The following is a 13,456-nucleotide window of genomic DNA, read 5'->3' on the forward strand; positions in this document are numbered from 1 at the left end:
AGCCTATGGAGCAGATTGGAAAAGTCTTTAGACAATTACGAGAGTCAAGAAATATCTCGCTGAGACAAGCAACTGGGGGACAATTTTCGGCGTCTATGTTGTCCCGCTTTGAAACTGGTCAGAGTGAGCTTTCGGTGGAAAAGTTTCTATTTGCCCTAGAAAATATATCTGCCAGTGTGGAGGAAATCCTCTTTCTGGCGAGAGGTTTTCAGTATGATACAGATTCTGAGTTGAGAAAAGAAATCCTAGATGTCTTGGATCCAAAGAATATAGCTCCGCTTGAGGACTTGTATCGCAGGGAGTATCAAAAGCATGCCCATTCTCAAAATAAACAGAAACATATTCTAAATGCCATTATTATCAAGTCTTATATGAAGAGCATGGATGAAAGAGTCGAGTTAACAGCAGAGGAAGCGAAAGTCCTTCATGATTATTTGTTTTCTACCGAGATTTGGGGAATCTATGAACTCCATTTATTTTCAGTCAGTTCTCCCTTTTTATCTGTTTCTCTTTTTACTAGATATGTACGAGAAATGGTACGTAAATCTGATTTTCTAATGGAAATGTCTGGCAATCGAAACCTTTTTCACACTATACTATTGAATGGCTTTTTAGCCAGCATTGAGTGTGAAGAATTTACCAATGCCTATTATTTTAAACGTGTCATAGAAGAGCATTTCTACGAGGAAAATGAGACCTATTTCCGAATTGTTTATTTGTGGGCAGAAGGTCTCCTTGATAGCAAACAAGGTAGAGTCAAGGAAGGCCAGAAAAAGATGGAAGATGCTGTCCGTATTTTTGAGATGCTAGGCTGTAACAAATCTGCCGAATACTACAGAAAAACCTCCGATTGTTGAATATTTGCAAACTAAGAAAATAATTTAAAATTTGAAGCGATAGAACTGTTGAGCTCTATCAGGCCATCAAAGAAGTTCTATCGTTTTTTGCTCATTTTGTTTGTTGCATATATTCAAAAGTTTTCCTCTAAAATTTCTTAGTGCTATACTATAATCATACTTCATATAAAACTTCGAACAAGAAGGGAGATTATCTATGAAACTATTGTTCAGAAATCAAGCTTATCGACTCTTGACTTTGTCACGCTTCTTTAATGCTTTTGGTGCTTCGATTTTCAATCTGGTCTTTATCGTCTATGCATCGACTCTGCCACAAGCATCTTTTGCTGTTGCTATGGCGAATATTGTCATGATTATTCCGACTCTCTTTACAGTTTTTGTAGGGATTCGGGCAGATTACACGAGAGACAAGGTCAAATGGATGGTCTATAGCGGTTTATTTCAGGCGGTTTTATTTTTTCTAGCAGCCCTAGTTGTTCAGCAAGCTAGTCTCTTTGCCTTTTCTAGCCTGTGCTTAATCAATGTCATTAGTGATGTTATCAGTGATTTTGCTGGTGGTTTGCGCATGCCTCTCATTAAGGAAAAAGTAGCTGAAGATGATTTGATGGAGGCTTACTCTTTTTCCCAGTTCATCACCTATATTTCAGCTATTGGTGGTCAAGCTTTTGGAGTCTGGCTCTTAGGTTTATCGGTCAACAATTTTTCCCTCGTTGCGGGAATCAATGCCTGTTTCTTCCTCGTATCAGCCTCTGTTCTCTTTTTAGGAAGAAGCAAATTGAGCCTGTCAATTTCATCTGCTGATGGTGAAATCCTAAAAAATGAGAAGCTTTCTATCAAAGAGCAGTTCCTGACAATTTACCGAAATTTACGCCTTGTTTTTCTTAAAGGTGGACAGAAAAACTTTGGTTTTATGCTCTTTGCTGTTTTGCTTATCAATGCCTTGGGTGGCGCCTTGGGTGGAATTTATAATATCTTCTTTTTGAGCCATTCACTTTTGGATTTTTCTTACACAGAGGCGTTATTTATCAGTCAATTCTGTGCTTTGTTAGCAATCATCATCAGTAGCCTTACGGGCAATGATTATGTTGGGAAACAGTCCTTGCCTAGATTGATGATGTGGGCGACTGTAGGACTCAGTCTAGTTGGTTTAGCTAACGTATTCAATCAAGTCGTGCTTGGTTTGCTATTTCTCTTTTTAACTCTGTATGTGTGTGGTAAAGTTACACCAAAGATTAGTGCCATGCTCATGAAAAATCTAGTTCCAGAGGTTTTAGCTCGTACCAGTAATTTTTTAGGCTTATTGTTTACCTTATCCGTACCTGTGGGAACAGCTTGTTTTTCACTTGTAGCCGTATGGAATATACAGTTGACTTGGATGCTATTTGTTGGTCTTTCCTTGCTAGCTATTCTTTTGACAATCCTTAATCTCAAAAATGATATCTAATACTCTTCGAAAATCAAATTCAAACCATGTCAACGTCGCCTTGCCGTACTCAAGTACAGCCTGCGGCTAGTTTCCTAGTTTGCTCTTTGATTTTCATTGAGTATAAATCCTAATTTTTTTCTCACTGTCTTAATCCCTCTATTTATGGTAAAATAAGACTATTAAGTTTAAAGAGGATTCCCTATGAAATTACAAAAACCAAAAGGAACGCAGGATATTTTACCTGCTGAGTCTGCTAAATGGCAGTACGTTGAGGGCTTTGCCCGTGAGATTTTCAAGCGCTATAACTATGCAGAAGTGCGCACGCCTATTTTTGAGCATTACGAGGTTATCAGCCGTTCTGTCGGAGATACAACGGATATCGTAACCAAGGAAATGTATGACTTTTATGACAAGGGTGATCGCCATATTACTCTCCGTCCAGAAGGAACAGCGCCAGTTGTCCGTTCCTACGTGGAAAATAAACTCTTCGCCCCAGAAGTGCAAAAGCCAAGTAAGTTCTACTACATGGGCCCTATGTTCCGCTATGAGCGTCCACAGGCAGGGCGTTTGCGCCAGTTCCACCAGATTGGTGTTGAGTGTTTTGGCTCTAGCAATCCAGCTACCGATGTGGAAACCATCGCTATGGCAGCTCATTTCTTGAAAGAAATCGGCATCCAAGGTGTTAAATTACATCTTAACACTCTTGGAAATCCTGGGAGTCGTGCGGCCTACCGTCAAGCCTTGATTGACTATTTGACACCGCTCAAGGAGACCTTGTCTAAGGATAGTCAACGTCGCTTGGAGGAAAATCCTCTCCGTGTCTTGGACTCTAAGGAAAAAGAAGACAAGGTAGCAGTAGAGAATGCGCCTTCTATCTTGGACTTCCTTGATGAAGAAAGCCAAGCTCATTTTGATGCTGTGCGTCAGATGTTGGAAAATCTTGGAGTAGACTACATCATCGATACCAATATGGTGCGTGGTCTGGACTACTACAATCATACTATTTTCGAGTTTATCACAGAGATTGAGGGCAATGATTTGACAGTCTGTGCGGGTGGTCGCTACGATGGTTTGGTTTCTTACTTTGGTGGCCCTGAAACTGCTGGCTTTGGTTTTGGACTTGGTGTAGAGCGCCTGCTTCTCATTCTTGAAAAGCAAGGTGTGGCCCTCCCTATCGAAAACGCCCTAGATGCCTATATCGCAGTCTTGGGTGATGGAGCAAATGTCAAGGCCTTGGAATTGGTACAGGCTCTTCGCCAACAAGGATTCAAAGCAGAGCGTGATTACCTCAACCGTAAGCTCAAAGCTCAGTTCAAGTCAGCCGATGTCTTTGCGGCTAAGACCCTCATCACCCTAGGAGAGAGTGAAGTCGAAAGCGGACAAGTAACGGTTAAGAACAACCAAACCCGAGAAGAATTGCAAGTATCACTTGAGACAATCAGCCAAAACTTCTCAGAAATCTTTGAAAAACTAGGCTTTTAATGATAGACAAACTGGTCAGAAAACTACTCTGACCTTTTTCTTTTGCAAAATGACAAAAATCATAAACTTTTTGACAAATATGCTTGTCAAAAAGAAAAAGATGTGTTACAATAAATTCAAGTTAAGAAATAGGAAGCAGAAAGGAGCTATGATGTGGGTAGTAGTATTTATACTATTTATGATTTTCTTTTATTCTAATAATTCTGAAAAAATTAAGAAACTAGAGAAGAAAATCAAAAAACTTGAGCGAAAAGAGAAAGGAAACGCAGAAATGTCGAGATTATTGCAAGAAATGATTGGAAAGAAACCAATTATAACGGGAGTGTATATTGGGCCAGATAACTGGGAAGTTGTGGATGTTGACGAGGAATGGGTCAAACTACGTAGTGTTGATAAAAAGGGGAAAGAAAAATTCAAGTTGCAACGTATTGAGGATATCCAAACCGTTGAATTTGATGGAGAGTAGGTGTGTAACATGCAACTAAAAAATCGTCTAAAAGAGCTTCGGGCTCGCGATAGTCTCAATCAAACCGACCTAGCCAAGCTGGCAGGGGTTTCCAGACAGACCGTTAGCCTACTAGAACGGGATGAGTACACCCCATCCATTATCATTGCCCTGAAAATATCTCACATTTTCAACGAAACAGTCGAATCGGTATTTCGCTTGGAGGAGGACGAGTGATGAACAAGTATAAAGTGATTTATTATGTAGTTGCCATAGCTCTATTAGTCAGCGTATTTCTACTGATTGGGATAGACTTAGGCTGGTTTAGTCCCTATCAAAGTAACAAATTTGTTTGGGCCTATTTTGCTCTCATCCCAGTAGTTGAATGGATTGAAAAGAAATCAAAAAATCTAGCAAGTGAAAAAGGAGAATGAATATGAAAAAGAAAAAGAAACGTGGATTATTATTATTTTTAATGTCTATTGTCTTGGGAGGTTTCTTAGGCATGTTTGTAGGGATGTTTAAGGCACTTGCTGAATCCCACGGAATTATGTTAGATGTAAAAGTCTTGATACCATGGATATCAGCTATTTGTTTACTGTTAGGTTTCATTATCATTCTTTTGACTTTCAATTTCTTAAAGAAAAGCAGAAAATTTCATTCCTTGTATCAAGAGGAAATGGATGATGATCTGAATGAAACCTATTATGTGCAAATGTATCGGAATCTCGAGTTTGGAACCATTGCTTTTAATATTGCAAGTGTAGCGATTTTATTGGCTCTTTTCATCTCAGGTAGTGAAGGGGTTGTACTAAATGGAAGCCATATAACCTTCTCTCTTTCTTTTTTGGCATTAGTGCTGATTTTCAGTGTTCAAAAATATCTTTTTAAGACCATTGCGATTGTTCGTCAGTTTGATTTGGTATTTTTCTCTACACCAAAGGATATCTTAGAGCATTTCGATTCTTACGATGAAGGGGAGCGCAAGGCTAATTTGGAACAGAGTTTTCGGATTTTATTCCAATTAAATCAGTATGTCTTACCAGGCTTATATATTTTTCTTTTTATCGTTTCTTTCTTGACAGGAGAAATTCAGCTACTAGCCTTCTTGCTTGTAGGAGTAATCCATATTTATATCAATGTGATGCAGTTACCTATGGTAAAACGCTATTTCAAATAAAGGAGTTTCTATGATTCGTGTTGAAAATGTAAGCAAAAGTTTTGGGAGCAAAAAAGCTCTTCACCAGATTTCTTTTGAGATTAAGGAGGGAGAAATCTTTGGTTTTCTTGGCCCTTCTGGCTCAGGTAAAACAACCATGATCAATGTCTTAACAGGTCAGTTGGCTGCAGATCAAGGTAAAACAGTTTTGTTAGGCAAGAATTCTCAAGATTTAACCTCAAATGATTTGGAACAAATTGGTATTGTTAGTGATGGCAGTGGTTTTTATGAAAAGATGAGTCTTTACAAAAATCTGCTCATCTATGCTAAGTTATATGGTCTCAAGTCAGATAGAGTAGTTCAGGTGCTTCAACAGGTTGGATTGGCAGATGCTAAAGATATTATCGCAGAAAAACTATCTACTGGAATGAAACAACGAATGTTCTTGGCTCGTGCCCTTCTTAATGCTCCTAAGATTCTCTTTCTAGATGAGCCAACCAGTGGCTTAGACCCTACAACATCTAAGATGATTCATACCCTACTCCAAGAATTAAAGCAGGCGGGGACAACTATCTTTCTGACCACGCATGATATGAATGAAGCAACTCTGCTTTGTGATCGCTTATCTCTTTTGAATAAGGGGAACTTAATAGAGTATGGAAGTCCGCAAGATATTATCCAGAAGTACCATGTGGATAAGAAGGTACGTGTGGTTTATAACGACGGACGAGAACAGATAGTTCCGTTTGAAGAATTACCACATTTAGACACGACAGATTTGATGGTGGTCCACTCTTGTGAGCCAACTTTAGAAGAAATCTTTATCAGATTGACAGGAGAAAAGTTAGATGTTTAGAAAATTAAATGCCCTACTATGGTTAAGATTACAAGTTCTTATCAGCAATTCAACTTTGTTGGCGACTCTATTGATGCCTTTTGGAGCGACTGTTCTATATAATGAATTTTTAAATAAGAATGGAGAATTGAGCCTGTTTTTACTATCTGCTAGCTTGACGATGGTCTTGAGCATGGGAAGTGGTTATATGGTATCGATTATGATGGCTGAAGATAAGGAAAAGCGCAATCTCAAATCACTCATCCTAAGTGGTGTGACAGCAACTGAATATACTTTCAGTATGCTTGTTCTCCCTATTTTGATAATGTTATTTGCTATGATTGTACTGCCCATCTATCTTAAAGTAGATCTATCAAGTTACTTATTGGCCTATGTTATCTATTTACTCCTAGCAACTATTAGTATTATTTTTCTCAACCTTCTAATCGGTGCAGTGTCAGATACTCAATCTAAAGCGCAAGTTTATAGTATCTTCCCTATGTTAATCATCTCTTTTTTACCTATAATTGCTCTTCAAAATGATACGATTCAGAAAGTGTTGGATTACTCGTTCATCGGTCCAATTGTAAATCTTTTAAATAAAAAAGGTGGGGAAATATCTTTTTCTAACATCGGTATGTTACTTGCCTGGGTACTTGTGTTAGGAATAGCGAACGTCTTTGTATTGAAAAATAGCTATAAAGCAAGATAGGAGAACTTTATGAAACTACTTAAAAACCTTGGCTGGTTTCTTCTAGCTGTTCTATCCTTTTTCTTTGGCTATGGTATGGTTCAGAGCATGGCTCTGTCAGCTCTTGGACTAGGGGCTTCAATCTTTGGAGTCTTACCACTTTATATCGCCCTGTCAGGAGCCTATGTTTATGGAGTTTACAGATGGTATCAGACAGAAAAGGTTAGCATCCAGACGACTGCTTTTAATCGTCATATCTGGTTGCCTACTCTGGTTTTGCTAGTGGCTATTACAGCCCAGTTCTTTTTACCAGAAGATCCGTCGGTCAGTCAACAAATCGTATCTCAACTGACAGTGGAACAGCCTGCATTTGGTTTCTTTATGGTGGTGGTCTTTGCTCCTTTGACAGAAGAACTTATCTTTAGAGGGATGTTGGCACGCTATCTCTTTCCTAAGCAGGACAAGAGCAAACAGGTTTTGTTTCTTCTGGTATCTAGTGTTCTATTTGCCTTGATTCATTTCCCAGGAGATGTGCAACAATTTTTAGTCTATACTAGTCTTGGTTTTAGCTTGGGCTTGGCTTATATTAGCAGAAAAGGTCTGGTCTACAGTATTTCTCTCCACGCTTTGAATAATTTAGTCAGCTTTTTGATGATTCTCATGCTATAATAGAGTCAGGAGGTCACATGAAACGAGTAATTTTATTAGCAGTGATTCAAGCAGTCGTTCTATTTTTCATCATTGGAGCGCTAGCTTATGCTTTCAAGGGAGATTTCTTCTATAACTATCTAGCAGTCGTCTTTGCCCCTATTGCAGGTGTCTTGCGCTTTGGGACAGCTTACACAACGGAAATTGTCTTGCCTCGAAAGGCAGCCGAAATTGCTGAAAAGCGTAAAGCAGGCAAAAATTCAAAATAAAAGAGTCCGGTGATGTTTTCATCGGATTTTTGTTTTAGCGCTAATTTTTTAGGTCCTTCACTTGATTTTTAAAGACTGGCAAACTTTTCTGCTGATTTTCATGAAGAGCCTGCGCTTTTATGGTAAAATAGTAACAGAATAAAAGAGGAGAGAAACAATGAAACGTAGTATGTATGCTGGTCGTGTTCGTGAGGAACACATCGGACAAGAAATGACCTTGAAAGGATGGGTTGGTCGTCGTCGTGACCTTGGTGGTTTGATCTTTATCGACCTTCGTGACCGTGAAGGAATCATGCAGTTGGTTATCAACCCTGAAAAAGTATCTGCAGAGGTTATGGCAACAGCTGAAAGCCTTCGTAGTGAATTTGTTATCGAAGTAACTGGTCAAGTCGTTGCGCGTGAGCAAGCCAATGATAAGTTGCCAACAGGTGCAGTTGAGTTAAACGTGACAGCTCTGACAGTGCTTAATACAGCTAAAACAACACCATTTGAGATTAAGGATGGCATTGAGGCTAATGACGATACGCGTTTGCGTTACCGTTACCTCGACCTTCGTCGTCCAGAAATGTTGGAAAATCTTAAACTTCGTGCTAAGGTGACCCACTCTATCCGCAACTACTTGGATGAGTTGGAGTTTATCGACGTGGAGACGCCATTCCTTTCTAAGTCAACTCCTGAAGGGGCGCGTGACTACTTGGTGCCATCTCGTGTTAATAAAGGGCATTTTTACGCTCTTCCTCAAAGTCCACAAATCACGAAACAACTCTTGATGAATGCTGGTTTTGACCGCTATTACCAAATCGTTAAATGTTTCCGTGACGAGGACTTGCGTGGAGACCGCCAGCCTGAGTTCACACAGGTTGACTTGGAAACATCTTTCCTTACTGAGCAAGAAATCCAAGATATCACAGAAGGCTTGATTGCGCGCGTGATGAAAGAAACCAAAGGCATCGAAGTAACGCTGCCATTCCCTCGTATGAAATACGATGATGCGATGGCTCTTTACGGTTCTGATAAACCTGATACTCGTTTTGACATGTTGCTTCAGGACTTGACAGAAGTGGTTAAAGGTGTAGACTTTAAAGTCTTTTCAGAAGCACCTGCTGTAAAAGCAATTGTAGTCAAAGGAGCTGCGGACAACTATTCACGTAAAGATATCGACAAGATGACGGAAGTAGCCAAACAGTACGGTGCCAAAGGTCTTGCTTGGATCAAGGTAGTTGATGGAGAATTAAACGGACCAGTTGCCAAGTTCTTGACTGTCATCCAAGAAGAATTGACAACAGCGCTTGCTCTTGAAGATAAGGACCTCGTTCTCTTTGTGGCAGATACGCTTGAAGTGGCCAATGCAACACTCGGTGCCCTTCGTGGACGTATTGCCAAAGAGCTTGGTTTGATTGATAACGATAAATTCAACTTCCTTTGGGTGGTTGACTGGCCAATGTTTGAATGGTCTGAAGAAGAAGGCCGCTACATGAGTGCCCACCATCCATTCACACTTCCACAGGAAGAGACAGCTCACGAACTAGAAGGTGATTTGGCTAAGGTTCGTGCCATTGCTTACGATATTGTCTTGAACGGTTATGAGCTTGGTGGTGGTAGCCTTCGTATCAATCAAAAAGACCTTCAAGAACGCATGTTCAAGGCTCTTGGTTTCTCAGCTGAAGAAGCAAATGACCAGTTTGGCTTCCTTCTTGAAGCCATGGACTATGGTTTCCCACCACATGGTGGCTTGGCTATCGGGCTTGACCGATTTGTCATGCTCTTAGCAGGAGAAGAAAATATCCGTGAAGTCATTGCCTTTCCTAAGAACAACAAGGCAACTGATCCAATGACACAAGCTCCTTCAACAGTAGCTCTCAAACAACTAGAGGAACTCAGCTTACAAGTAGAAGAAGATGAAACAAGCAAAACGAATTAAGCGGTGGCGCTATTATCTGCGCCGCTTTGCTCATCAGATAAAAATTTTACGTGTCTTACAAAGCATCTCTCGTGAAAAATACGATGAGAAGATTTCGGCTTCTCTGGTCTATGGTTTTTTATCAGCAGTAGCGGTCAATTTCTTTTTCCAACCAGGTCATGTGTATTCGAGTGGTGCGACAGGTCTGGCACAGATTATCTCTGCCTTGAGTAATCACTGGTTTGGTTTTCATATTCCGATTTCGCTGACCTTTTACGCCATTAATTTTCCTTTGATGGTCTTGGCTTGGTATCAGATTGGCCATAAGTTTACGATCTTTACCTTTATTACGGTTTCCATGAGTTCCTTCTTTATCCAGTTTGTCCCTGTGGCGACCTTAACGGAGGATCCCATTATTAATGCCCTTTTTGGGGGTGTTGTCATGGGCTTGGGGATTGGTTTTGCTCTTCGAAACAATATCTCCAGTGGTGGGACGGATATCGTCAGCCTAACTATTCGCAAGAAAACAGGTAAGAACGTCGGTAGTATTTCTTTCTTGGTAAATGGAACCATCATGCTGATAGCAGGCTTGACCTTTGGTTGGAAATACGCTCTCTACTCTATGATTACCATCTTTGTCTCTAGCCGTGTGACAGACGCTGTCTTTACCAAGCAAAAGCGTATGCAGGCCATGATTGTGACCAATCATCCAGACAAGGTAATTGAAAAAATCCATAAAAAATTGCACCGCGGAGCAACCATGATCCACGATGCAGAAGGAACCTATAATCACGAAAGAAAGGCAGTTTTAATCACTGTCATTACACGTGCAGAGTTTAATGAATTTAAACAGATTATGAAACAGGTGGATCCAGGTGCCTTTGTCTCTGTATCTGAGAATGTTCATATTCTGGGACGATTCGTTGAAACAGATAATTAGTAACTAAAAAAACCAGCTCGAGCTGGTTTTTATTTTTCGATAATTTTGTGGGCAATCAACTGGCGATAACAAATTTGTTTATTGCTTTTAGCATCGCTGATAATCTGGAGGATAGTTTCAAGAGAAACACGACCAAGTTCTAGGCTATTGATATCAACATAGGCCGCCAAGTTGAGCTTGGGATTGACTGAGTCGAAACTGAGAACAGGGACATCGAGTTGGTGCTTAGCGATATAGTCACAGACCCCCTCAGCTAGGAGACTATCGGTTGTAATGATAGCATCAATCTGCGGGTCATGCTGAAAGAGGAGTTGGCTAAACTGATATCCTTTTTCCTCTAGAAATTCATTTGCAAAGTAGGTCAGTTTGTCATCAAGAGGCAGTTTGTATTGCTTGAGTGCGGACTCATAGCCTGTTAAACGGTCTTGCGTTACGAAGAGTCGCTTAGTCCCTCCAATGAAGGCAATTCGTTTGCAGCCTTTTTTGATAAAATATTCGGTTGCATCAAAACCAGCTTGGACATTGTCATTATCTACAAGAGGGATGAAGGGTGAAATGGATTTTCCTAGGATGAGGAAGGGAAACTGCTCATCAGCGACCAGCTTGACCAAGGGATCTTCCTCTTCGGCATAAAGGAAAATCAAACCATCCACACGTTTGCCGTAAACCATCTGTGAAATCGCTTTAAGGCGCTCTTTTTCATCTTTACCTGTTGCAATCTGAATGGCATAGTGATTTTCAGAGGCGACTTGGGCGATACCACGGAGGACAGATGGGAAGAAAGGATTTTGATAGAAGGCGTCTGAGTCGTCAGGAAGGACCAAGCCGATAACTTGGGTATAACTACTTACCAAGCTACGAGCGTTGAGGTTGGGGTGGTAATTGAGCTCCTTCATCGCCTTGCGAACGCGTTTTTTTGTTTCGTCGCTAATGGTTGATTTATTTTGAATAACACGGGTTACGGTTGAAGGCGAAACACCAGCAGCCTTGGCCACGTCTTTAATCGTAACGGGCATAAAAATCTCCTATTTATGGTAATCTGGATCACGGAAATGCGTTTTATAAAAGATAGTGACCAGATATAGAACAAAAAGAATGTTTTGTACGGTAATCAGAGTTGTCATATTTTGGCCAAACAAGCCCAAAATAAGCGTAATCAGAGTTGGTAATCCTAAACAGTTCAAGATAAAATGGTAGCACTCTTTAAAGGTTCTAAATGAAAAGAGGCGTGATTTCTTAGTGATATAAAGGAGAAGACTAGCTCCTAGAGAAACGATAAAGAAATTTAAACCAAAGAGGAAGCTAGCACCGAGAACTAGGAAGAGACTGATATAGACACGATTTTGTTGGTACCAGTCTTTAGAAATCGCTTGAGTCAAGCTGTCCTTGCTTTTGAAACTCTCAGTCTGAATAGCTCGGTAAGAAATGCGGGTCAGCTCCTTGCTTTCCTTGCTGATGACCAGTTCTTTTGTATCGAAATGCAGTTGCAAGTCTTTCGGTAATTCCTTGCTTTGGCTTGGACCAATCACAAGAGAAGGCGCTTGACTAGCTGTGCCTGTATAAGTTAAATTACCATCAACAATTGTAGCGTGTTCAGAGAGATCCTGGACAACTTCATCTGTCAGAGGTTCATAGACATTATCGATAAAGGTTTCTAGCGGATAAGTCTCCTGTGAGCTGTTTTGGATGGCAATGGGTACCATGGACAAGCTGATAAGGAAGATACTGGTAAAGAGCAGTTGAAACCAGTTGAGCCCGAAACGTTTGGACAGGGGCTTACGAAATCCCCAAATACTTGAAAAATAGGAAAATGGATATGGAAGCATAGGTATCTTTCTAAAAGGTGTTTTCTATATGAGTATTATTATATAGAGAAATGTGCTTTATTTCAAGTCTAGGGGATAAATTGCTTGTTGTTAGTATATATTTTGTAGCAATAAGAAAAGGGTGGCGGGGATATATTATCCCTTGTCGCCACCACTTGTAAGTCCTGAAACAAAGTTCTTTTGTAGGAAGAAGAAGAGAATACAGATTGGAAGGGCGATGAGGATAGCACCTGCTGAGAAGTAGGCAATCTTCAAGTTCTTCGCATTGTTGACGAAGGTTTGGAGACCAACGGCAACAGTAAAGTATTCTTTCTCACGAAGCAAGAAACTAGAGAGGATGTAGTCCCCGAAAGGTCCCATGAAGGCCCAGAGAGCTTGTACGGCAACCATTGGGCGAACAAGTGGAAGAACAATTTGCCAGAAGCGACGGAAGTGTCCTGCACCGTCTAGTTTTGCAGATTCGTCTAGAGACATTGGCACTGTATCGAAGTAGCCTTTCATGAGCCAAGCATTCATCGGGATACCACCACCAACGTATAGGAAGATGAGGAACCAGCTGTGGTTAAGGGCGTTCAACATAAGCGCCATAACGAAGAAGGCTGTCAAAGCGGCCATGGTTGGCACCATTTGGATAATCAAGAAGAAGACCAAACTTTGTTTACGAGCCAAGAAGTTGTAACGGCTGTAGGCATAACCAGCAAGTACGATGATACTTGTTTGAACCGCCATGGTAACCAAGGCGATGATCAAGGTATTGAGATACCAAGTACCGTATAGAGTTTCAGTAAAGAGTCCTTTAAAGTTATCAAAATTGAAGTCGATGTTAGTATCAAGTTTAAAGGCTGCGACGTTACCTGCTTTAAAGGCTGACATGATGGTAATCAACAGTGGATAGATAATCACGATTGATAGACCAATCAAGTAGAGGTAAGTAAGGGTTTGAGTCAGTCTACGTTTGAGTTTAATTGAGTTATTCAT

16 protein-coding genes are annotated in these 13,456 nt (G+C 40.5%); 13 read left to right on the forward strand and 3 right to left on the reverse strand.

Annotated elements, in window-relative coordinates; all coding sequences use genetic code 11:
- The first annotated feature begins 5 nt into the window (after nt 1–5).
- From rgg to ACLV7W_RS00695, 13 genes are all read left to right on the forward strand, one after another.
- Nucleotides 6–857, forward strand: a complete 852-nt coding sequence (gene rgg, locus ACLV7W_RS00635; protein ID WP_153209196.1) for a quorum-sensing system transcriptional regulator Rgg — start codon at nt 6–8, stop codon at nt 855–857.
- A 196-nt stretch (nt 858–1,053) separates the two neighbouring features.
- The gene (locus ACLV7W_RS00640) at nt 1,054–2,301 is read left to right on the forward strand and encodes a transporter (protein ID WP_411865252.1); all 1,248 of its coding nucleotides are present in this window, start codon (nt 1,054–1,056) and stop codon (nt 2,299–2,301) included.
- Nucleotides 2,302–2,484: 183 nt separating this feature from the next.
- The gene (hisS, locus tag ACLV7W_RS00645) at nt 2,485–3,765 is read left to right on the forward strand and encodes a histidine--tRNA ligase (protein WP_153209199.1); all 1,281 of its coding nucleotides are present in this window, start codon (nt 2,485–2,487) and stop codon (nt 3,763–3,765) included.
- 151 nt (nt 3,766–3,916) lie between these two features.
- Complete coding sequence (locus ACLV7W_RS00650; protein WP_261221668.1) at nt 3,917–4,231, forward strand: hypothetical protein; 315 nt, start codon at nt 3,917–3,919, stop codon at nt 4,229–4,231.
- A gap of 9 nt (nt 4,232–4,240) precedes the next feature.
- Nucleotides 4,241–4,447, forward strand: coding sequence for a helix-turn-helix transcriptional regulator (locus tag ACLV7W_RS00655; RefSeq protein WP_004238559.1), 207 nt, complete (start codon nt 4,241–4,243; stop codon nt 4,445–4,447).
- The gene (locus ACLV7W_RS00660) at nt 4,447–4,644 is read left to right on the forward strand and encodes a hypothetical protein (protein ID WP_411865253.1); all 198 of its coding nucleotides are present in this window, start codon (nt 4,447–4,449) and stop codon (nt 4,642–4,644) included. The genes ACLV7W_RS00655 and ACLV7W_RS00660 overlap by 1 nt, the downstream gene beginning before the upstream one ends.
- Before the next feature lie 2 nt (nt 4,645–4,646).
- Entirely contained in the window at nt 4,647–5,390 is a 744-nt protein-coding gene (locus ACLV7W_RS00665) for a DUF3169 family protein (RefSeq protein ID WP_261084220.1), read from the forward strand.
- Nucleotides 5,391–5,400: 10 nt separating this feature from the next.
- The gene (locus tag ACLV7W_RS00670) at nt 5,401–6,225 is read left to right on the forward strand and encodes an ABC transporter ATP-binding protein (RefSeq protein WP_203176209.1); all 825 of its coding nucleotides are present in this window, start codon (nt 5,401–5,403) and stop codon (nt 6,223–6,225) included.
- A complete protein-coding gene (locus tag ACLV7W_RS00675) occupies nt 6,218–6,916 on the forward strand; it encodes an ABC transporter permease (protein WP_261084221.1) in 699 nt (232 codons plus the stop codon). The genes ACLV7W_RS00670 and ACLV7W_RS00675 overlap by 8 nt, the downstream gene beginning before the upstream one ends.
- A gap of 9 nt (nt 6,917–6,925) precedes the next feature.
- Nucleotides 6,926–7,564 carry a CPBP family intramembrane glutamic endopeptidase gene (locus tag ACLV7W_RS00680; protein WP_261084222.1) on the forward strand — a complete coding sequence of 213 codons (639 nt, stop codon included), beginning with the start codon at nt 6,926–6,928 and terminating at the stop codon, nt 7,562–7,564.
- 17 nt (nt 7,565–7,581) lie between these two features.
- Nucleotides 7,582–7,812 (forward strand): hypothetical protein, encoded by a 231-nt coding sequence (locus ACLV7W_RS00685; protein WP_000832184.1) that lies wholly within the window; start codon nt 7,582–7,584, stop codon nt 7,810–7,812.
- 157 nt (nt 7,813–7,969) lie between these two features.
- Nucleotides 7,970–9,733, forward strand: coding sequence for an aspartate--tRNA ligase (gene aspS, locus ACLV7W_RS00690; RefSeq protein WP_261084223.1), 1,764 nt, complete (start codon nt 7,970–7,972; stop codon nt 9,731–9,733).
- On the forward strand, nt 9,711–10,652 hold the full coding sequence (locus tag ACLV7W_RS00695) for a YitT family protein (protein ID WP_261020417.1): 942 nt from the start codon (nt 9,711–9,713) through the stop codon (nt 10,650–10,652). The genes aspS and ACLV7W_RS00695 overlap by 23 nt, the downstream gene beginning before the upstream one ends.
- Nucleotides 10,653–10,681: 29 nt before the next feature.
- Here the strand turns inward: ACLV7W_RS00695 and ACLV7W_RS00700 are convergent, their stop codons facing one another.
- From ACLV7W_RS00700 to ACLV7W_RS00710, 3 genes are all read right to left on the reverse strand, one after another.
- Complete coding sequence (locus ACLV7W_RS00700; protein WP_261020416.1) at nt 10,682–11,668, reverse strand: LacI family DNA-binding transcriptional regulator; 987 nt, start codon at nt 11,666–11,668, stop codon at nt 10,682–10,684.
- 9 nt (nt 11,669–11,677) lie between these two features.
- A complete protein-coding gene (locus ACLV7W_RS00705; RefSeq protein ID WP_023944002.1) occupies nt 11,678–12,478 on the reverse strand; it encodes a DUF1189 domain-containing protein in 801 nt (266 codons plus the stop codon).
- Between the two features lie 135 nt (nt 12,479–12,613).
- Nucleotides 12,614–13,456, reverse strand: a complete 843-nt coding sequence (locus ACLV7W_RS00710) for a sugar ABC transporter permease (protein WP_001065642.1) — start codon at nt 13,454–13,456, stop codon at nt 12,614–12,616.

This window comes from Streptococcus mitis (assembly GCF_965111735.1).
GTDB classification, from domain to species: Bacteria; Bacillota; Bacilli; order Lactobacillales; family Streptococcaceae; genus Streptococcus; species Streptococcus mitis_DR.